The sequence below is a fragment of the Streptomyces sp. NBC_00457 genome, assembly GCF_036014015.1.
In the GTDB taxonomy this organism is placed as follows: Bacteria; Actinomycetota; Actinomycetes; order Streptomycetales; family Streptomycetaceae; genus Streptomyces.
The window spans coordinates 9,831,469-9,851,910 of record NZ_CP107905.1 but is presented as its reverse complement, the minus strand read 5'-3'; the positions used below and the strand labels follow the sequence as shown (position 1 = coordinate 9,851,910).

Sequence of the window (20,442 nt, the reverse complement as noted above, 5' to 3'; positions counted from 1 at the left end):
ATTTTTGAGCGTCCGTCGCCGTCCCCGTGATCGTGAACGGCCTTGAAGGGCCGTCGGACACCGCATCTGGGACCTTGAGGTCAAGACTCGGTGGTGTCCACGATGAAGCGGCGACTGAGACTGATCTCGTTCCAGAGCAGGCCCAGGTCGGTGGTCACCGTCACTTCGTACTCCCCGTCCCGCAACGCCCCCAAATCGATAACCCGGTGGTTTCCGACCCACAGGGTGGGAACGATCTCGCCGTTCAGCCTGGCCTCGACGTTGCGCAGCGCCTCGCTGTGCAGCTCCTGGTCGACGCTGCTACCGACCGTTTCTACGGTGTCCACCGTGAGCGTGGCTTCGGAGAGCGCGGCGGCGTTCAGCACGCCGTTGCTGGGGATGCCGCGTATCCGGAGCTCCGGCTGGTTCACCGCGTTGGACACTGCAATGCCGCCGATCGTCAGGGCGGTGGCGACAGTGGCAACCAGGAGTGCGATGAGCATCCTGCGCAGGGACCGGGCTCGCACAGGGTCCGATGTCTTCAGGGCCAGTCGCATCGACACGTCCTTTTGGAGTTGCTGCTGTGGGTCGTCGGTTCCGCCTCTTCGTCCCGCCGTGGCCTTTGCTTCGGCCTCCTGCACCGGCTTGAGGACGGACGGGCCCGAGGACACGGACTCGCGGCTGTCCGGCGACGCTGATAGTGCCACCTCAATCGTCACGGAATCCAGTTCGCCCTCGCACGCGTCACGGTCTCGTAAGCGAATTCGGCAGGCCGAGGGCCTGGGCGTCGGAGGTAGGTGGGACGGCGTAGCCGAGGCAGCCGCAGTACTCATCACAGCGGGAGTCTTCGGGCGCCGCGGGCGGCACGCTTTGGTGGACGCCGCGCGCATGGCCGCAGCCCGTGCGGGCGCAGGGTGGGTAGTGCTGGTTGTCGTGGCGGTAGGCGGAGAGGCCGACCTGGTGGATCGTCTTGCCGGTGCCGAGGGTGGGTTCGGTGTCGGCGTAGCAGCCGCCCCAGCCGCGGTCGTGGGTGAAGGCAGAGGTGCCGGCGAAGTCGAGGGCGCCGCAGCGTCCGCAGCGGTACTGAGGGCAGCCGTGCTCGTCGGACGGGATGGGTTCGCCGGTGCAGCAGTCGATCTTTAGGGATTCACGGTAGGCGGCGTCGCGGGTGGCTCAGGCGGTGCGTTCTGCTTCGCGGGCGGAGTTGCGGTTGAAGTTTCCCCAAGGCCGGGTAGTTGGCGTATTTCCGCTGTCCAGCACATACAGGGAGTCACGCGGCGTGCCGGCCACGACCTTCCCGCCGCGCCCGGCGGCCTGGTCATTGATCATGTTTAGCCAGGTCGCGCCGCCCCGGCGGCCAAAGCACTTCAGGTTCGGCCGCGCGTACACGCTGGGGACGGGCACGACGAACCGCATCCCGTCCACCGAGGCGACCAGATCCCCGCCCCGCACCTGGACGAGGCCGATGGACGCCTGGTGCCCGATGAGGGCGGCGTTCGCGGCCCGGTACGTTGGCCAGCCGCAGATACGTCTGGTCGAGGGATAGACGCCCATACTTCAGCGCGTCCACGCCGCCCATCACCGGCGTGTAGCTGACGTTGCAGCCGTGGGCGACCAGCAGCGCGGCGATCGTGACGTGCAGGTCTTTGAGGCGGGCCTCGCCGCCGGTCACCGAGGTGAACGCCTGGTCGGCGCCGGTCCAGGAGAACACCTCCAGCAGCACCTCCGGCAGGTCCACACGCGGCAGCATCGCGTTGACCGCCGCCCGCAACTCCAGCAGGGAGGCCGGTTCCGGCTCCGGCTCCAGGGCGGCGAAGTGCAGGCGGCCGTCGTCGTCGAAGACGATCTGTGCGTTGTCGGGGACACGGCCGGCGACCTCCCGGTACGTGCCGTCCAGCAGCACGGCCCGCGCCGCCAGATGCTTCCCCGCTTCCCCGGGCAGGTTCAGCGAGGCCAGCACGGTCAGCCGCGCCTGCTGCCACGCCTCGCCGGCCAGCAGCTTCGCCCGCGGGTCACCCCACTTTGACGAGTTACGGGCGAAGACCTGCTTGCTGCGCAGCATCCGGTGCAGGTGCTCAAGCACTCAGAACGTGTGCGCCTTCCAGTCCACCGTGCCCGGCTCCAGATGCGGCGCCGATAGCACGAGACGCCGCCCCGACCCGCTGAGCAGGCCGGTGTCGATCTCGGCCGGGCCGACCTTCTTGCGGCCCATCAGCTCCGGCAGCGACAACAGCGCGCTCAGCACGGCCTCGCCCTCCGGGGTGGCGGCGAAGTCCACCACGGTGACCAGCAGCTTCAAGAACGGGCGGACCGTGCCGAACCGGTTGACCAGCATGGCCCGCCATGCCTCGTCGGCGTCGGAGTCCAGTGGCGGCGTCAGCTCGAACAGCGCAGCGATCGCCGCGACCAGCTCGTGCCGGGGCACCACCTGCTCGATCGCCGCCCACATCCCTTCCAAGCTCTCCACCTTCGGCGGGGCGATATCCCCGGTGTCGGTGTCGACCTGCTCGCTCGTGGTGTCGAACACGACCTGGAAAGCGGTCGCCAGCTTCGCCGACGCCCGCTCCACCCGCGGCAGGGTCTTCAGCTTCTCGCGCTCTCGCGCTCCGCAATCGCCAGCAGCTTCGTCGCGATCAATACCCCCAGCAGGTCCAGCGCGTCGTCCACCGCCCGCGAGGTCAGGTAGACCGTGGTGGCCAGCAGCGTCGCCAACCGGCGGGCGTCGGAGTGCCGGCGCAGCAACGACGCCTTCCCGTCCACCCCGTACCTGGACAGCTCCGCCAGCCGCCGCGGCGGTATCCGCGACACATCCACGGCGCCCATCCCGAACGCGGCGATCTCCTCCGCCCGCTCCAGCGCCCGCTTCATCTGCGGCCCCGAGACTCGCACCGGCCCCCGGCGCAGCCGGTCCAGCTCCGAGACCCGCTCACCGGGCGGCACCGTCAGCAACGAGTCCAGCACGGCCCGCTGCCCGGTGTTCAGCATCCCGTAGAGGGTGTCCCACAGCCGCTGGTTCGCGTCTCCCGCATCGAGGCCACCAGCCTCGTCAGCGTCGTCACCCCCGGCAGCAGTACCCACCGCTGACGCAACCAGCCGACCGCCGCGTCGAACAACGCCTTCGGCCCCTCGCCCGTCGTCCAGGCCCGCGCGTCCACCCACTCCCGCAGCTCGCCCTCCGCCTCGGCGAACTCCCGGTACTCCAGAACTCGCCGCAGCTCGCGCACGTGCTCCAGCCGGGTGTTCTCCCGCTCGCCGTACTCCTTGAGCACCGACGGATCTCCGATGACGAGCTGCTCGGCGAGGTAGTCCACGACCTCCGGCGGCACGTCCGCCGGATCGTCCAAGAACACGCCGAGTAGCGCGCGGTCGTGAGCTGGGCCGCGAACCCCAGGCGATCGTGGGCCCGCCTCTTGGGCTCGATCAGCTCCCTCTCTGCGTCGTCCAGGAAGAAGAACCGCTCCAACTCCGTAGGGGACGGCGCCCCACGATACGCCGCGTACGCGGCAGCCTGCTCATCCGTCAAAAACTCGACCGGCACCCCGGACCTCCAAACAGTCGATCAACACGACTGCCGAAGATTCATCCCTCATAGAAGCCCAGGTCAAAGCCCTCATTGAGGCCGGACAGGCTTACCGCCGGCTTTCGTTCCGATGTTCCTCAACCCCCGTCTTGCCGGTGGGCCGCTCAACCGCGGTCCCCCAGGCGAGCAGAGCGAAGCCCAGGGCGAAGCCGAGCATCGTCCATACGCCGCGTGGCCAGAAGATGTGGCTGTCGACGAAGGACCAGCCCGCCGCGAAGAGCACCACCGTGCCGGGAAGTACTCGGACGCCGTGCTTCGGGAACAGCGCGACCGCGGTGGCCGCGATGGCGCCGATGAGGGCGTAGGCGCCGGCCTGCCCCAGCGCCTCACCCGTGTCGTAGAGCGGGCGCTTGACGGGTCCGAGGCTCGCTGTCTCGCCGACGTGCTCGACGGCGGTTCCGGCCGCGATGCCGGCGACCGCATCGAGGCCTGTGTAGAAGGCCGCGTAGACGAAGGCACCAGCCCAGGCCACCACGGTGGCGAAGCCCGCGAGGCCGAGTCGGGGCCGATGCCACAAAGGAACCAGGAGACCAACGGCGAGCAGGGGAAAAACCGGCAACAGTGCGATGTGCAGCTGTGTCCAGTCCGCGGCTGTCGATCTGGACAGCCCGTGCGGATGCGCGATGCCCGCCGCAGCCAGCACGAGTGGGGCGGCGGTGACGAGGGCCATGCGTCGGATGGTCGACATGCCTGGGAGCGTAGGTGCGTGAGGTCACCCGATACGGCCGCGTAAGAGTTCCGTAAGACGCTTGCCGTCCTCAGACCGAGTGACTCGGTGATTCGAGAACAAAGGGCTTTCTGGGCACGAGGACCCGCGCCCGGCGAGGAGGTTTCGTCGCCTGCCCGCCGCCAGGAAGCCCTATCGTCCTGCCACCAGGACCGTCTTACGAGAGTCTGACACGGCCATCGTTCCGTATCGGCGCACCGCTCCCACAGCTCACTCTGGTGCCGTCCGCAGTCGTGGACCGCATCACGCCGACACAGAGGAACGAGACACGAACATGCACAACAACCGCAAAACCCACCGTCGCACGAGCCGGTCCGCCGACATACAGGGCGGTCACCGGGTGAAGTCCAGGACACGGCGCATCGTGATCGGCGGCGGGGCCCTGGCCATCGCCGGGGCCGCCACGGTGGCCGTGTCCCTGGCCTCGGCGAGCCAGTACTCCGGGAGCGCTGCCGGGGCCGACCACGCGGTCTTCGTCCAGGGCAACGAGCTGGACGGCAACACCATCCATGTGTTCGCGCGGGACGACGACGGCAAACTGAGTCCCTCGGGGACCTTCGCGACCGGTGGCCAGGGCGGTGACCAGGTCGAAGCGCCCACCGACTCGCTCGCCTCCCAGGGCTCACTCGTCTACGACGATGCTTCAGGCATGCTGCTGGCCGTCAATGCAGGCAGCGGCACGGTGACCTCTTTCCGCGTCGAAGGGCAACAGCTCAAGGACCGGCGGGTCGTGGACTCCGGCGGCGAGTTCCCGGCCAGTGTCGCGGTGCACGGCAGGGTCGCGTACGTCATGAATGCGGGTGGCGAGGGCAGCGTCCAGGGCTTCAGGATCACCAGCAAGGGGCTCAAGCCCCTGAAGGGGTCCCACCGTTCCCTGGGCCTGAACAACGAGGACATCCCCCGGTTCGACACCTCGCCGGGCGAGGTCGAGTTCGCCCCGGACGGTCGCACTCTGATCGTCACCACCAAGGGCAACAACACCGTCGAAGTCTTCCCGATGAAGCGCAACGGCCTGCCGGCCGTCGCCAAACCGGTCGTCAACAAGTCGGCCGGCGGCGTGCCGTTCGCGATCAGCTTCGACAGGACCGGGAAACGGATGCTGGTCGCCGAGGCCGAGAAGTCCACCGTCACCACGTACAAGGTGAAGCACGACGGCAAGCTGAAGGTTCTTCAACAGCCCCTGGCCAGCGGCCAGGAGGTCCTGTGCTGGCTGGAGCGCGCGGGCAACTACTTCTACGGCGGCAACACCGGCAACTCCACCGTCACTGGATACCGCATGGACAAACAAGGCAAGCTGGCCCTGACCAACGACGTGGGCATCGCCACCCCGCCATCCGCCAACTCGCAGGGCGTCATCGACCTCGCCGTGTCGGAGGACGAGAAGTTCGTGTACGTCCAGAACGCCGTCTCCGGCACCGTCGACGGCTTCCGCGTCGAGGCCAACGGTGCCCTCACCAAAGTCACGACGGCCGAGGGCCTGCCCGCCTTCGACGAGTCCGGCATGGAGGGCATCGCCGCCGTCTGACACACGGGCTCAGAACGCACCAAGGTGACACGACGTCAGCCCGACCGCCACGCACACAGGGTGTCACCGTCAGGCGACCGGACTACTGACGCGGACACAACCGTCACGGGGAGTCTGTCGAGGCCCGGAGGCTTCCGCGGTGGTCCGAAGGAATCCTCCAAATCGGAGAGTCACCTTCCACAACGGCAGCCCCGGGCCCTGAACTGGGGCTTCTCATGGAGTGGGTGGCGTTGAACGAGCTTGCGCTCTCGCATACGCGGCACAGCGGCCAGGTGCTCACGCCCAGCGGTGCTGAGCGACGCGGCGCCGGTTGCAGCCCCGGTCAGGGGCCGCCGACGAGGCGAGGCACGGCAGACGATCCAAGTCGTGCGCGGCCCTCAAGTGGGACCCGAGTCCCTGGAACCAGCCACCCCACCATCTCGACATCATCGCCGCGACCTACTCGGCGGACGCCCCGTACGGGAGACCGGTGTACAACGTCCACTTCGACAGCCGCTCACTGGGCGGATTCAACTGGTCGTCGCAACACCTCCATGGTGAAGGAGCGTGTTGTGGCGCAAGGAAGAGCGCGCGCGGCCATTCAGGCCGGTCGTCCGCCGCTGCGGTCGCCGGGACGTCCCCCGGTCAACTGGCGTGCGGAGAAGCAGCAGTTCTGGCGGAAGATCGCTGAGGGGCTGTCCAGTGAGGACGCGGCGGTCGCGTGTGGCGTGTCGCAGCCGTTGGGGCCGCGGTGGTTTCGTGAGGGTGGCGGCATGCCGCCGATCAGCCTCGCTCCACCGTCGGGACGTTACCTGTCGTTCGCCGAGCGTGAGGAGATCGCACTGCTGCGGGCGAAGAAATGTGGGGTCAGGGAGATCGCTCGCCTGATGGGCCGTTCACCGTCGACGATCTCGCGGGAGCTGCGGCGCAATGCGGCAACGCGCGGCGGTCGCCTTGACTACCGGGCCTCGGTCGCGCAGTGGCATGCCGACCGGCAGGCCCGCCGGCCCAAGACGTCCCGGCTCGCCAGCAATGAGCGGCTCCAGCAGTACGTACAGGACCGCCTTGCCGGCGCGATCAGCGCGGCGGACGGCAGCGAGATCCTGGGTCCGCAGACGCGCTGGATCGGGCGACGGCACGGCCGTCGACAGGACCGGCGCTGGGCGACCTCCTGGAGCCCAGAGCAGATCGCCCGCAGGCTACCGGTCGACTTCCCTCATGATGAGTCGATGCGCATCTCACACGAGGCGATCTACCAGGCCCTCTACATCCAGGGCCGCGGTGGTCTGCGCCGCGAGTTGGTGGCCTGTCTGCGCACCGGGCGGGCCCTGCGCGTTCCCCGGGCCCGCACTCGCGGTCGTGGCAAGAAGTTCGTCACGGACAAGGTCAAGATCAGTCAGCGGCCTGCTGAGGCTGAGGACCGGGCGGTCCCCGGACACTGGGAAGGCGATTTGATCATCGGGACGGGTCGCTCCGCGATCGGCACGCTCGTGGAGCGCAGCAGCCGCTCCACGCTCCTGGTGCACCTGCCCCGGCTCGAGGGCTGGGGTGAGAATCCGCCCGTGAAGAACGGCCCCTCGCTCGGGGGCTATGGCGCGATCGCGATGAACACAGCGCTCACCGTCTCGATGACCCAGCTGCCCCGAGCAGCTACGCAAAACCCTCACCTGGGACCGCGGGAAGGAACTCTCCGGCCATGCCCAGTTCGCCCTCGATACCGGGACGAAGGTGTTCTTCGCCGATCCCCACTCGCCCTGGCAACGACCGACCAACGAGAACACGAACGGGCTGCTGCGTCAGTACTTCCCGAAGGGCACCGATCTCTCCCGGTGGTCGTCCGCAGACCTCGGAGCCGTCGCTATGGCGATCAACAACCGGCCCCGCAAGACCCTCGGTTGGCGGACGCCAGCCGAGGTCTTCGAAGAGCAGCTACGCTCGCTGCAACAGCCCGGTGTTGCAACGACCAATTGAACTCGCCCAGTACACGTCTTTCGCGTTCACCGCGCACCTCGTCGATGTCGGCATCGACGCCTCGATCGGCACCGTCGGCGACGCCCTGGACAACGCGCTCATGGAGTCCCAGATCGGCCTCTACAAGACGGAGTTGATCAAGCCCCGCAAGCCCTGGCACGGCCTCTCCGACGTCGAACTCGCCACCGCGGAATGGGCCGACTGGTTCAACAACCAGCGTCTCCACACCGCGATCGGAGACATCCCGCCTCACGAGCACGAAACCAACTACTACGCTCAACACCAGCCCCAACCGGCGGCTGGAGCCAACGTATAGAGCCTCCACCGATCCCGGAGCGCTTCAGACGGAGACCGGCGGCCCTGTCATGGAAGATCCCGGGCAGATCGATTCGTCTGCGCAGGAGGAGTGATCTTCTCGGCTAGGGGAAAAAGCCGTAAAGGTGCGAAGTGGTCGTTTGCGGTGCCTACGTGCATCCCGGTTCGTTCGGCAGGGTTTTCTTGTCTCAGGGGTACCGCGACTGTCGCCTATCGGGGTGCAATGTTGGGATTCAGGCCTTTCGCGCCCGCATCGGTCAGAAGAGGCACGCAATGGATCCATGGCTGATCTGGTTGATCACCGCAGCTGTGCTGGCTGGGGCGGAGATCTTCACCCTGACCGCTGCGCTCGGAATGCTGAGTGCGGCCGCGTTGGTGACGGCGGGGTCTGCCGCGGTCGGGCTGCCGTTGCCGTTCCAGTTCCTGGTGTTCACCATCGTCGCCACGGTCACCGTGGTGTTCGTGCGCCCCATTGCGGTGCGCCATGTGCTCCAGCCCCAAGTGGCGCGATTCGGTGTGGACGCACTGGTCGGCAAGCCTGCCCAGGTCGTTGCGGAGGTGACGGGCCTGGGCGGCAGGGTCCGCATCGACGGTGAGGAGTGGACGGCCCGCGCCTACGACGAGACGCTGGTGATTCCTGCCGGCAAGACCGTCGACGTCATGGAGATAAGCGGCGCCACCGCGATCGTCTACCCACGGGATTGAAACCATGGACGCGTTCTTGATTGCCGGCCTGATCGTCGCGCTGATCGCGGTGTTCACCGTGGTGCGGGCGGTCCGTATCGTGCCCCAGGCGCGCGCTCGTAATGTCGAGCGGCTCGGCCGCTACCATCGGACCCTGAATCCCGGCCTCAGTCTCGTGATCCCCTATATCGACCGCGTTCATCCGGTGATCGATCTGCGGGAGCAGGTTGTCTCCTTCAAGCCGCAGCCGGTGATCACCGAGGACAATCTGGTCGTCGAGATCGATACCGTCCTGTATTTCCAGGTCACCGACCCGCGAGCGGCTTTTTATGAGATCGCGAATTTCCTTCAGGCGGTGGAGCAGCTCACCGTTACCACCTTGCGCAACGTCGTGGGATCCATGGACCTGGAGAAGACGCTCACCTCGCGGGACACCATCAACAGTCAGCTTCGCGGGGTGCTGGACGAGGCCACCGGAAAGTGGGGACTGAGGGTCAACCGGGTGGAGATCAAGGCCATCGACCCTCCGCAGTCCATCAAGGACGCGATGCAGAAGCAGATGCGGGCCGAGCGGGACAAGCGGGCCGCGATTCTGGGGGCCGAGGGGCAGCGCCAGTCGCAGATCCTCACCGCCGAAGGCGACAAGCAGGCCGCGGTCCTGCGCGCGGAGGGCAACCGTACCGCTGCGATCCTCCAGGCCGAGGGCCGGTCCCGGGCCATCGACGAGGTGTTCCAGGCCGTGCATCGCAACGATCCCGACCCCAAGCTGCTCGCCTACGAGTACCTCCAGATGCTGCCCCAGCTCGCGCAGGGCTCGGGCAGCACCTTCTGGATGATCCCCAGCGAGGTCACCGCCGCGCTCCAGGGCGTGTCCCGTGCCTTCAGCGAGGTGCTCCCGCAGTCGCCGGCCACCCGCGAGAAGCCCTCGGACGACATGGTGGCCCAGGCCGCCAACGACAAGGCTCAGGCCGAGGAAGCCGCTGCCGCGGCCCTCGCCGACGCTGCCAAGGCCGAGGGCGTCGCCCCCGACGCCCTCCCGTCCAACCCCGATGGCCGTGGGTGACGATTACCGGGCAGCCATGACGTTCATGGGCCGACGTGGGGCGTGATCGCCTGAAAGTCGAGGGTGTCGGGCCGCTCACCGTCGAGCCGTGTTCGCTGACGCTCCAGCGGCGTGGCGACTCCAAACAACGGTGGCGGCGGTGGATCCGGCGACCTGCGCGACACCGTCCTTCGGCAGGATGTGCGTGGGGAACGAGCGCGTGAATCCAGGGCTGGTCGTTCCTTGGCCGTCGACACAGCGGTGGTGCGCCCTCCGGTGAGGTGTAGATACATCCGCGAGCGGCCGAGGTCTGCCCCGACGCAACCGCCGCGGGCTTGGATGCGCTTGTGAGGGGCTCCGACGACAGGGCGCCCTCCCCCACCGACCGACCCGGGAAAATTCAGGATCCCTCGGGCCAGCCGAGCAGCTGTGCGCCGAGGACAGCGACTTGCAGTGTGAAGCTCTGCTGCGGGTCGTGGACCGAGTATCCGGTCAGTTCTTCGACCCGGTCGAGGCGGTAGGTGACGGTCCGCACTCCGACGTGCAGTTCGCGTGCCGCTGCGGTCGCCACTCTGTCCGCCGCGTAGTACGCCGCCAGGGTGCGCAGTAGCGTGCCGGGGCCGGTGCGTGCCTTCCGTATCGGCTCCAGGACGACGTCGACGAGGTCGGCGAGCGCGCTCCTGTCCCGGATCAGCACCTGGTAGACGAGAAGGTCGGACGCCCGGTGCACTCGACCGGGAAGTTGCAGGCGTTGGCCGATCTGCAGTGCCTGCCGGGCCTGCTCGAAGGAGCGGACGGCGCCGCCGGGCCCACGTTGCGGGCGTCCGATGCCTACCCGCCAGGCGCCGTCGGGCCTCAGGCTCTCCATGACGCGCGTGACGAACTCCTCAACGGTGCCGCGCACGTCGGGCACGATGCACACCAGCAGACCGTCTCTGGTCGTCACGAGCATGTCCCTGCTCGCGGGGTCAAGGCCGACGATGGACTCCACCTGGCGGGTCATCGGGCCGCCGTCGACGAACGGCTGCGGGCCCGCCGCCACGATCACCACATAGCTGCCGGCGAGTCGCAGGCCGTACCGTTCGGCGCGCCCCACCAGCGTCTCCACGTTGCGCCCGTCGAGCAGGTCGTCGACGAACTCGCGCCGGAACGACTCTTCCTGGCGCAGCGACCAGCGCTGGGCCCCTTCGTACCCTTCCGCCACCGCCGTGATCGCCGCGTCGGCGGCGCGGAAGACGGCCTCGCCGATCCGGCGCAGCGCGTCCGCGTCCGCGGCCTCCCGCACACCGGGCAACGTGGGCCAGGCGAGCCACGTCGCACTCAGGTAGAGATCGACGACACCACGCATGGGCACGTTCTGCTCGGCCGCGCGGGCGCCGATGGAGCGTCGGCGGCGGAGCTCGTCCGGGCAGAGCCGTCCGCCCGTGCTGATCTCCGCGAGCACGGGCAGGTATTCCTCCAGGAGATCCGCCGGTACGCCGCGCGCCTCTTCGCTCGCCCGTCCGACGAGGTCTGCCACGCCGGGCGGCTCCGCGCCGGCGGAGGCCGGCGGTGTTCCCCCTGTCGTGGCGGGCTCGATCCTCTTCTCATGCGGTGGCACACCAGACAGCTTGCTCTGTCGCGCGCCGAACCACTACCGGCTGTCCGGCGGGAGATCGGTGCTTGCGGCGTGGCGAAGCGCTTCTTGCCGGTCGTCGGCAAAGAATGTGGGCCACTGATTGACCACGTCGGACGTTGGCCATGTCCACGAAGTACCAGATAATCGTGGTAATCGAGTTGCCCGTACCGATGTTTCGATGACGGGAGACACTCATGCATGCCGCCGATGTCATCGAGACGTTGCCGACCGCGCTCCCGGACGACGACATCCTTTCCGCCGTACAGATGGTCTCCCGACACGGTCTGCCCGGCCTCGTCGTCGCCGACGAACGGGGGGAACTGATCGGCTGTATGTCGTCGGTCGACCTGCTTCGGGCGGCGCTTCCCCACTATTTCCTGGACGATCCGGGCCTCACCCGCGTCATCGACGAGGGGCATGCCGACCGGATAGCAGCGGCGATGGTCGGCACCCGCGTCCGTGACGTCCTCACCTGGGGTCCGCCGCGGATACCGAGGGTCGGGCCGCGGGCGACGGCGGTGGAGATCGCCGAGTTGATGGTGCGGCGGCAGTGTCCGTTCGCCCTGGTCGAGCGGGAAGGGGGCGGGATCCTCGGGATCGTCACCGCCAACCGTCTGCTCGGGCTGCTCGCCGCCGCGGCCGAGGGCGCGCCCTGATGAGCAGAGATGTGCACCTCGAATGGTCGCCGTCGCGGGAGCCCGCCGACGGCCTTCTCGGCCGGTGCACACAGGCGGTTCTCGATCTCCCGCCCCCTGCGGGGTACGCCCTGCCGCCCGTCGGCGCCCGGCACGTGAAGGCAGGGTCCACCCAGCAGATCACCGTCCTCGGCACCCGGCCGACCGGTCGGCTCGAGTGCGAGGGAGCCGTGTGAGCCTGCTCGACCGCGACTCCACCAGCGCCGCGAGCGCGCAGCAGCACCCCCGGCGCAACAGCACCATGCGTTTCCTTCGAACCGCCCCGTTTCCCGTCGTGTTCTGGCTACTGCTCTCCGGACACTACGAGCCGCTGCTGCTGGCGCTCGGTGCGCTCTCGGTACTGGTGGTCTGCTGGCTGACTCGGCGGGCCCGTCTCGACCACCAGAGCGTGACGGTCGCCTTCGCCCTGCGCCTGCCGCGGTACTTCCTGTGGCTGAGCGGGAGAGTGCTCGTCTCGACGTACGCGGTGGCGCTGAAGGTGTGGTCGCCGCGGCCGGACCTGAGTCCCGTGGTGGAGTCGACCCCGGCATCGCAGCTCCCGGAACTGTCGCAGGTGGTCTACGCGAACTCGATCACGCTGACCCCGGGCACACTGTCGCTGGACGTCGAGGCGGACAGCATCGAGGTGCACAGCCTGGAACGGGCCGGCGTCGACGAGCTCCGCGAGGGCCTCATGCTGAAGCGGGTGCGGCAGACGGAGGCGCGACGATGATCTTCGCCGTCATGGCGGCGCTGCTGGTCACCATGGTGCTCACGCTGCTGCGCACGTTCCTGGGCCCCGGCCTGTACAACCGCATCCTCGCGATCAACACGTTCGGCACCAAGACCGTGCTGTTCGTCGCGGTGGCCGGCTTCCTCTTCGGCCGTCCCGAATTTCTCGACATCGGGATCCTCTACGCGCTGGTCAACTTCGTCGCCACTGTCGCGGTGCTCCGTCTGACCCACTACCAGGAACTCGTGAGCGACACGGAGGGGGGTGAAGGAAGGTGAGCGTCCTCGAAGTACTGAGCGGCGTGCTGCTGGTCGCCGGTGCCCTGGCCGTGCTCACCGGCGGGGTGGGCATGTTGCGCTTCCCGGACTTCTACACCCGCATCCACGCCGCCGGCATCACCGACTCCGCCGGAGCCGGGCTGATCCTGCTGGGGCTGCTGCTGCGGGTGGACGCCTGGGACACCGCGGTCCGCCTGCTGATCATCCTGCTGTTCCTGGCGCTGACCAGTCCGACCGCGACGCACATCCTGGCGCACGCCGCACGACGGGACGGCGTGCCGATGTGGCGGGAAGGTGACCCGCGCCGGTGAGCACGACCTTCACCCTGATCAACGTATCGCTGCTCGCCATCCTCACGGCGACCGCGGTGACCATCACGCGGCTGCGTGCGCTCTACGAGGCCACGATGCTGGCGGCGTTGTTCAGCCTGGTCACCGCCTGCCTCTTCGTCCTCCTCGACGCCGTGGACGTTGCGTTCACCGAGGCCGCGGTCGGCGTCGGCATCAGCACGGTGCTGCTCCTCGGCGTGCTCGCGCTGACCCGCTCCTGGGAGTCCGTCACCCCCCGTCGGCGGCGCCTGCCCGGCGCGATCGCCGTGCTGCTGGTCGGCGGCACGCTCGGCTACGCCAGCCTCGACCTGCCCGAGTTCGGCAGCGCCGACAGTCCTGTGCAGCGCCACCCGGTCACGGAGGTGTATCTCCACCAGTCGCAGGAGGACATCGGCATCCCCAACACGGTCACCTCGGTGCTGGCCAGTTACCGAGGGCTCGACACCCTGGGCGAGCTGGTCGTCGTCTTCACCGCTGGACTGGCCGTACTGTCGCTGCTCGGCCCGCTGGCACGCCCGGAGCAGACCCGGCCGACCGCGGACTTCCATCTCGCCGACTACCGCGTCATCCGGGTCGTCAGCGGCGCCCTCATGCCGTTCATCCTGCTGTTCGCGCTCTACGTGCTCTTCCACGGCGACTACGGCCCCGGCGGCGGCTTCCAGGCCGGCGTGATCTTCGCATCCGGCTTCGTGCTCTACGGCCTGGTGTTCGGCCTGGACCGGGCGCAGCGCGTGGTGCCGCGCGCCGCGCTGTGGTTCCTGGTCTCGCTCGGCCTGGTGCTCTACGTCGGGCTCGGCATCACCACCATGCTGCTCGGCGGCTCGTTCCTGGACTACGACGTCCTCGCGAGGCACCCCGAGACCGGGCAGCATCTCGGGATCCAGGTCGTCGAGACGGCCATCGGCATCACCGTCGCGTCGGTCATGACGACGATCTTCTTCGGCTTCGCGGGCCGGGGGGTGGTGTCGCGGTGATCGCGTCCCACTACGTCTACTGGACGTTCTTCGCCCTGATGCTGATCGGGCTTTACGTCGTCATCAGCCACGGCAACCTGCTGAAGAAACTGATTGGCCTCAGCCTCTTCCAGGTCGGGGTCTTCCTCTTCTACATCGGCCTCGGCAAGCGGGACGGCGGCAGCGCGCCGATCATCTCGGACGACGTCGAGACCTACTCCCACCCCCTGCCGCAGGTGCTGATCCTCACCGCCATCGTGGTCGGCGTCGCCACCCTCGCCGTGGGACTGGCCCTGGCCGTGCGCATCTTCGAGGCGTACGGCACCGTCGAGGAGGACGAGGTACTCGAACGCGACAGCGCCGACCGCGTCGCCGAGCACGACCGTGAGCGCGCCGCCGAGCACGACGGCGGCGGAACATGACGGGTCAGCTGCCGGTGCTTCAGGTGGCGGCCCCCCTGCTCTGCGCGCCGCTGTGTGTGCTGTTGCGGTCCCGGCTCGTGGCGTGGCTGCTGTTCCTCGCTGCTGCCTTGTCCTCGCTGGCCTGTGCCGTCTGGCTGGCCGAGCGCGTGGACCGGAGCGGGGCGCTTCGATATGCGATGGGCGACTGGCAGGCGCCGTACGGCATCGAGTTCGTGGTCAACGGCTTCAACACCCCCGTGCTGCTGCTGGTGTCGCTGAGTGCCGTGGTCGTCGCTGTCTACAGCCGTCGCAGTGTCGAGGCCGAGCTCGATTCCCGGCGTGCCCCGCTGCTCTACGCATGCCTGTGTCTCGCCCTGGCCGGGCTGCTGGGCCTGGCGATCACCGGGGACGTGTTCAACGCCTTCGTGTTCCTGGAGATCAGCTCCCTGTCGACGTACACGATGATCGCCATGGGGCGTCGCCGACAGGCGCTGCTGGCCGGCTTCCGTTACCTGGTGATCGGCACCATCGGGGCGACGTTCCTGCTGATCGGCATCGGCCTGGCCTACGCGGTCACCGGCACCCTGAATATGGCCGACCTGGCCGGGCGGCTGACCGGCGGTCACGACAACCGTGCGCTGCAGGCCGCCGTGGTCTTCGTCTTCGTCGGCCTCGCGGTCAAGATGGCCGTCTTTCCGCTGCACGCCTGGCTGCCCGCGGCCTACGGGGAGGCGCCGTCCGCGGTGAGCACGTTCGTCGCCGCTACGGGAACCAAGGTCGCGATCTACGTGTTCTGCCGGTTCGCGTTCACCGTCTTCGGCGCGTCGCTGGTGTTCGGGTCGATGCCCGTCGACCGTATCGCCCTGCTCCTGGCCTGTCTGGGGATCCTGGCGGGCTCCGCCGCCGCGTGCTTCCAGGACGACCTCCGGTATGTGCTGGCCTGGTCCAGCGTCGCGCAGGTCGGCTACATCGTGGCCGGAGTCGGACTGGCGACCACGGCCGGTGTGTCCGCCGCGTATCTGCACATGATCATGCATGCGGTGACCAAGGCCGCGCTGTTCGCGATCGCCGGGCTGCTGTTGCTGCGGCTCGGCTCGGTGCGGCTTTCGGCGTTGGCCGGGATCGGGCGCCGGATGCCCTGGACGTTCGCCGCTTTCGTGGTGGCCGGTCTCGGCCTGGTCGGGGTGCCGCCGACTGCGGGCTTCGTCAGCAAGTGGGCGCTGGTGACGGCGCTGATTGAGCGGGACCAGTGGCCCGTGCTCGTGGCCATGCTGGCCGGCTCGCTGCTCGCCCTGGTCTATATCGGTCGCGTCGTCGAGGTCGCCTGGTTCCGCGAACCGCCCGACGGGGCAGAAGCGCGTCGCTCACCGGCGTCGATGGTCGCGGCCATCTGGTTCCTAGTCCTGCTGTCGCTCTACTTCGGGATCGACGCCTCTCTGCCGGCCCACCTCGCCGACGCCGCGGCCGAGGCGCTGCTCGGCAAGGGGGGTGGCTGAGCTGACCGCCGCCTGGACCTCCCCCGACCGGGCCGCCGCCCTCCCGGCCGCGGTGGCCATTCCTCTGCTGACCTGCGGTGCCGTGCTGCTCCTGCGGCACCGCCCCCTTGCACGGGAAGCCACTTCGGTGGCCCTCGGCCTTGCACTGGCGGGCGTGGTGCTCGCCCTGTGGCCCGTGGCCGACGACGGGTTGCGCTTCGAGCTGTGGACGTGGCTGCCCGGCCTGTCCCTGGAGTTCGCGCTCGAACCGCTGGGCCTGCTGTTCGCCTCGGTCGCCGCCGTGCTCTGGCCGGTCACCACCGTCTACGCCGCCGGTTACCTGCGCGCCGCGCGGGAATCCGCCCTGGACAGGTTCTTCGCCTTCTTCGCGCTGACCATCGCCTCCGCGATGTGGATCGCGCTGTCGGCCAATCTGGTCACATTGCTCATCGGCTACGAGCTGATGACCCTGGCGACCTGGCCCCTGGTGGCGCACCACGGCGACAAAGAGGCCCGGCGCGGGGCACGCACCTATGTGGTGGTCCTGCTGGTCACCTCCGTCGGACTGCTGTTGCCCGCGATCGTCTGGACGTGGGTCCTGGCCGGCACCACCGACTTCCGGCCCGGCGGCATCCTGGTCGGCCAGGCCGGATCCGGGGTGCTCACCCTGCTCTTCACGCTCTACCTGTTCGGCATCGGCAAGGCGGCACTGATGCCGGTGCACCGCTGGCTGCCCGCGGCCATGGTGGCCCCCGCCCCGGTGTCGGCGCTGCTGCACGCGGTGGCCGTGGTCAAAGCCGGGGTCTTCACGGTCCTCAAGGTCACCGTGTACGTGTTCGGCCTGGACACCCTGCGCGAAAACGGCGCCGCGGAGCCGATGAAGTGGGTGGCCTCGTTCACGCTGATCGCCGCCGCAATCGTGGCGATACGGTCCGACAACCTAAAGCGCCGGCTGGCCTACTCGACGGTCAGCCAGCTCGCCTACATCGTGCTGGCCGCGACACTGGCCCACGAGGTCGCCGCCGCGGGAGGCGCCCTGCACATGGTCACCCACGCGGTCGGCAAGATCACCCTGTTCCTGTGCGCGGGCGCGATCGCCGTCACGGCGGGGAAGACCCGCGTCAGCGAGCTCGACGGGCTCGGCCGCACCATGCCGTGGACGTTCGCGGCGTTCCTGACAGCCTCGGTCTCGATCATCGGCCTGCCTCCGACAGGCGGCACCTGGAGCAAGTGGCTGATGCTCCTCGGCACGGCCGAGGCGGACCAGGTCGTACCGCTCGTGGTGCTGCTCGTCGGCTCGCTGCTCGCCGTGGCCTATCTGATGCCGATCGCGGTGCGCGCGTTCCTGCGGCCGCCGCCCGACCTGCCGACGCACGGTGAGGCACTGCTCGTGATGACCGGGCCGCTGACCCTGACCGCGTTCGGCTGCGTCGCGCTGTTCTTCGGCGCGGACGCCGTGCTCGACCCCCTGGCCAGGACCCTGGAGCTACCGTGAGCGACGACCGCCGCCGGGCCGATGACGACCGCGAGCCCGACGACCGCCGCTGGCTGGACGAGCCGCGCAACGTGACCCGCATCGTGTACGCCCTGGCCCTGCTGTGCGTGCTGGCACTGCTGGCCGACCTCTTCTACACCAAGCACCCCCACTTCTCCGTCGAACGATGGTCCGCGTTCTACGCCGTTTACGGCTTCGTGGGCAGTGTCACCCTGGTCCTCACAGCCAAGGCGCTGCGGCGGCTGCTGCGGCGCGACGAGGACTACTACGAGCCGCCGGAACGGGACCGGTACGAGTCGGCTGAACGGGACCGCGACGATGACTAGCCCCGCTCTGCTGCTGATGCTCGGCGCGGCCGGTGTGCCGTTGCTGCGCGGCCTGCCGCGTCGCGTCCTGATGCTGCTGCTGCCGGTGGCGGGCCTGGTCATGCTGTGGCTGCTGCCCGAGGGCCCCGGCGCCACCTTCGCGCTCTTCGGCCTGGAGCTGATCCCGGTACGGATCGACGCCCTGTCCCGCCTGTTCGCCACCGGTTTCCTGGTCGCCGCCCTGTTGACCTCGATCTACGCCCTGCATCTGACGGACCCCCTGCAGCAGGCGGTCATCCCGCTCTACGCCGGCACCGCGATCGGCGGCGCGCTCGCCGGTGACCTGGTGACCCTGTTCGTGTTCTGGGAGCTCGCCGGCCTGTCGTCGGCCTTCCTGATCTGGGCGGGCCGAACTGAGCGCAGTTACCGCGCGGGGATGCGCTACCTGGTCGCGCAACTGCTCTCCGGGCTGCTGATGCTGGCCGGAATCGCGCTGCGGGTCCAGGCCGGCGAGGGCATCGAGTTCGGCTACCTCGGGCTGAACGGCCCCTCAGACACCCTGATCCTCCTCGCGGTGGGCATCAAGTGCGCCTTCCCGCTGCTGCACGCCTGGCTGACCGACACCTACCCCGAGGCGACGGTCGTCGGCGCGGTGGCCCTGTCGCCGTTCACCACCAAGCTCGCAATCTACGTACTGGCCCGCGGCTTCCCTGGCACCGACCTGCTGATCTGGGTCGGCGCCGCCATGACGGTCTTCCCGATCTTCTACGCCGTGATCGAGAACGACCTGCGCCGGGTCCTCGCCTACAGCATGATCAACCAGCTCGGGTTCATGGTCGCGGGCGTCGGCGTCGGCGGCGCCCTCGGGATCAACGGCGCGAGCGCGCACGCCGTGGCGGACATGGTGTTCAAGAGCCTGCTCTTCATGGCCATGGGCGCGGTGCTGCTCCGTACGGGCACCACCAAGGGGTCTGAACTCGGCGGCCTCTACAAGTCCATGCCCCAGACGGCGGTCCTGTGCATGGTCGGCGCGGCCTCCATCTCCGCCTTCCCGCTCTTCTCCGCTTTCGCCACCAAATCGATGATCATGGAGGCGGTCGGACAGGAACACCTGACCGTGGTCTGGCTACTGCTCCTCTTCGCCTCGGCCGGCGTCTTCCACCACGCCGGCATCAAGATCCCCTACTTCGCCTTCTTCGGCCACGACCGGGGCCACCGAGTGGCTGAGGCCCCGCTCAACATGCGCGTGGCCATGACGCTGGCCGCGCTGACCTGTGTAGGCATCGGGGTGGCGCCGAACCTGCTGTACGAGCTGCTCCCACACCCAGTGGACTACCTGCCCTACACGACCGCACACGTGGTCAACCAGCTGCAACTGCTCCTGCTCGCCTCGATGGCCTTCACGCTGCTGGTCCGCACCGGCCTCTACCCACCGGAACTCCGCTCGGTCAACATCGACGCCGACGTTCTCTACCGCCGGGTGCTGCCGCACACCTGGCACGCGCTGTCCCGCGCCGTCCCCCAGCTGCGCCGCACCCTCGGCCCGCCTCTACGCCACCGTGGCGGGAAACTGTGGAGCGCGACCACCCGCCCATTGCGTCCGGAGGCAAAGCTCGCGACGCCGTGGCCGACCCACCTAATGGTCTGGTGGGCCGTCTTCCTGCTGGGAACCGTGCTCTTGCTGACGCTGCTGTAACGTGCCTGGCCGCTTACAGAAACGCGTCCACAAGAGGCCGAGCAGAGTGCTACGCGGCGACCGGCGAGACCGCGGAAACGCCCGCGGCCAAGAAGCTGTTTCAGATCCGGCGATCTGTGACGTTCTGTACGGGATAGGCCGGTCGGTGGAGCTGGTCCGGGTAGGTGTGAGCCGCGTGGACGTCTCCACGGCCAGCACGGCCCGCATCGTGTACGAGGGCGATCCGCAGGGGTGTGGCAGCAGGGGAGAATGAGGTCATGCCAATGTGCAAGAAGTGTGGTGCGCGAAAGCGCCGTTGGCCCCGTTCCTGCTCTGAGTGCGGTTCGGGGTCGGGCCGGGCGACCGCGGCCGAAGGCGCCGCCGACGTGGCCGTGCCAGCAGGACTGTTCGAGTGGGTCTGGCGGGGAGTGACGACAGTTGTCCGGCTAGTGCTGCGTCTGTTCAACTGATTCGTTCCTGCCAGGACGAATACCACGGGCAAGCCAGTGAGCGCGGCGATCGTCCCGGCGCCCCAGCCCGGGTGGCGGGTCCAGAACCACTCGGCCGGGAGCATCACGACCGGGGCGGTGACCGGCAGTTGCCGCTCTCCAAGCAGGACCAGAACGGCACAGGCCAGAACGCACACAATCGAGCACGCCACCATCATCCAGGCGGCCTCGCCCCACGTCACCGAGCGTGTCTCG

18 protein-coding genes and 3 pseudogenes are annotated in these 20,442 nt (G+C 68.6%); 17 read left to right on the top strand and 4 right to left on the bottom strand.

What is annotated here, in order from left to right; all coding sequences use genetic code 11:
* Window positions 1-80: 80 nt before the first annotated feature.
* The 3 genes and pseudogenes from OG828_RS44965 to OG828_RS44935 form a co-directional block, all read right to left on the bottom strand.
* Window positions 81-698 carry a hypothetical protein gene (locus OG828_RS44965; RefSeq protein WP_328504388.1) on the bottom strand — a complete coding sequence of 206 codons (618 nt, stop codon included), beginning with the start codon at window positions 696-698 and terminating at the stop codon, window positions 81-83.
* A 532-nt stretch (window positions 699-1,230) separates the two neighbouring features.
* Window positions 1,231-3,517: pseudogene (locus OG828_RS49720) on the bottom strand (Tn3 family transposase); the annotation flags it as partial.
* Window positions 3,518-3,608: 91 nt separating this feature from the next.
* A complete protein-coding gene (locus OG828_RS44935) occupies window positions 3,609-4,247 on the bottom strand; it encodes a hypothetical protein (protein WP_328504384.1) in 639 nt (212 codons plus the stop codon).
* A gap of 313 nt (window positions 4,248-4,560) precedes the next feature.
* Here OG828_RS44935 and OG828_RS44930 point away from each other — a divergent pair, with 313 nt between their 5' ends.
* From OG828_RS44930 to OG828_RS44905, 6 genes and pseudogenes are all read left to right on the top strand, one after another.
* Window positions 4,561-5,811, top strand: coding sequence for a lactonase family protein (locus tag OG828_RS44930; protein ID WP_328504383.1), 1,251 nt, complete (start codon window positions 4,561-4,563; stop codon window positions 5,809-5,811).
* A 310-nt stretch (window positions 5,812-6,121) separates the two neighbouring features.
* Window positions 6,122-6,340, top strand: a pseudogene (locus tag OG828_RS49715) (hypothetical protein); the annotation flags it as partial.
* A gap of 4 nt (window positions 6,341-6,344) precedes the next feature.
* Window positions 6,345-7,761 (top strand): annotated as a pseudogene (locus OG828_RS44920) (IS30 family transposase).
* Window positions 7,745-8,077, top strand: coding sequence for an integrase core domain-containing protein (locus OG828_RS44915; protein ID WP_443062477.1), 333 nt, complete (start codon window positions 7,745-7,747; stop codon window positions 8,075-8,077). The pseudogene OG828_RS44920 and the gene OG828_RS44915 overlap by 17 nt, the downstream one beginning before the upstream one ends.
* A 272-nt stretch (window positions 8,078-8,349) precedes the next feature.
* Complete coding sequence (locus OG828_RS44910) at window positions 8,350-8,781, top strand: NfeD family protein (RefSeq protein ID WP_328436825.1); 432 nt, start codon at window positions 8,350-8,352, stop codon at window positions 8,779-8,781.
* Between the two features lie 4 nt (window positions 8,782-8,785).
* On the top strand, window positions 8,786-9,823 hold the full coding sequence (locus OG828_RS44905; RefSeq protein ID WP_328504382.1) for an SPFH domain-containing protein: 1,038 nt from the start codon (window positions 8,786-8,788) through the stop codon (window positions 9,821-9,823).
* A 379-nt stretch (window positions 9,824-10,202) separates the two neighbouring features.
* Here the strand turns inward: OG828_RS44905 and OG828_RS44900 are convergent, their stop codons facing one another.
* A complete protein-coding gene (locus OG828_RS44900; RefSeq protein ID WP_328504381.1) occupies window positions 10,203-11,321 on the bottom strand; it encodes a PucR family transcriptional regulator in 1,119 nt (372 codons plus the stop codon).
* A 293-nt stretch (window positions 11,322-11,614) separates the two neighbouring features.
* Here OG828_RS44900 and OG828_RS44895 point away from each other — a divergent pair, with 293 nt between their 5' ends.
* The 11 genes from OG828_RS44895 to OG828_RS44845 are packed head-to-tail and all read left to right on the top strand — an operon-like array spanning window position 11,615 to window position 19,759.
* Window positions 11,615-12,076, top strand: coding sequence for a CBS domain-containing protein (locus OG828_RS44895; protein WP_328504380.1), 462 nt, complete (start codon window positions 11,615-11,617; stop codon window positions 12,074-12,076).
* Window positions 12,076-12,291, top strand: a complete 216-nt coding sequence (locus OG828_RS44890; protein ID WP_328504379.1) for a hypothetical protein — start codon at window positions 12,076-12,078, stop codon at window positions 12,289-12,291. Before OG828_RS44895 ends, OG828_RS44890 begins: the two co-directional genes overlap by 1 nt.
* Entirely contained in the window at window positions 12,288-12,827 is a 540-nt protein-coding gene (locus tag OG828_RS44885) for a Na+/H+ antiporter subunit E (protein WP_328504378.1), read from the top strand. Before OG828_RS44890 ends, OG828_RS44885 begins: the two co-directional genes overlap by 4 nt.
* Window positions 12,824-13,105: a monovalent cation/H+ antiporter complex subunit F gene (locus OG828_RS44880; protein WP_328504377.1), complete on the top strand. Its 282-nt coding sequence runs from the start codon at window positions 12,824-12,826 to the stop codon at window positions 13,103-13,105. Before OG828_RS44885 ends, OG828_RS44880 begins: the two co-directional genes overlap by 4 nt.
* Entirely contained in the window at window positions 13,102-13,416 is a 315-nt protein-coding gene (gene mnhG, locus OG828_RS44875; RefSeq protein WP_328504376.1) for a monovalent cation/H(+) antiporter subunit G, read from the top strand. The genes OG828_RS44880 and mnhG overlap by 4 nt, the downstream gene beginning before the upstream one ends.
* The gene (locus OG828_RS44870; protein ID WP_328504375.1) at window positions 13,413-14,408 is read left to right on the top strand and encodes a DUF4040 domain-containing protein; all 996 of its coding nucleotides are present in this window, start codon (window positions 13,413-13,415) and stop codon (window positions 14,406-14,408) included. The genes mnhG and OG828_RS44870 overlap by 4 nt, the downstream gene beginning before the upstream one ends.
* Window positions 14,405-14,809, top strand: a complete 405-nt coding sequence (locus OG828_RS44865) for a cation:proton antiporter subunit C (RefSeq protein WP_328504374.1) — start codon at window positions 14,405-14,407, stop codon at window positions 14,807-14,809. The genes OG828_RS44870 and OG828_RS44865 overlap by 4 nt, the downstream gene beginning before the upstream one ends.
* On the top strand, window positions 14,806-16,284 hold the full coding sequence (locus tag OG828_RS44860; protein WP_328504373.1) for a monovalent cation/H+ antiporter subunit D family protein: 1,479 nt from the start codon (window positions 14,806-14,808) through the stop codon (window positions 16,282-16,284). The genes OG828_RS44865 and OG828_RS44860 overlap by 4 nt, the downstream gene beginning before the upstream one ends.
* A complete protein-coding gene (locus OG828_RS44855) occupies window positions 16,277-17,758 on the top strand; it encodes a proton-conducting transporter transmembrane domain-containing protein (RefSeq protein WP_328504372.1) in 1,482 nt (493 codons plus the stop codon). Before OG828_RS44860 ends, OG828_RS44855 begins: the two co-directional genes overlap by 8 nt.
* Complete coding sequence (locus OG828_RS44850; RefSeq protein ID WP_328504371.1) at window positions 17,755-18,084, top strand: hypothetical protein; 330 nt, start codon at window positions 17,755-17,757, stop codon at window positions 18,082-18,084. Before OG828_RS44855 ends, OG828_RS44850 begins: the two co-directional genes overlap by 4 nt.
* A complete protein-coding gene (locus OG828_RS44845) occupies window positions 18,077-19,759 on the top strand; it encodes a Na(+)/H(+) antiporter subunit D (RefSeq protein WP_328504370.1) in 1,683 nt (560 codons plus the stop codon). The genes OG828_RS44850 and OG828_RS44845 overlap by 8 nt, the downstream gene beginning before the upstream one ends.
* Window positions 19,760-20,442 lie beyond the last annotated feature (683 nt).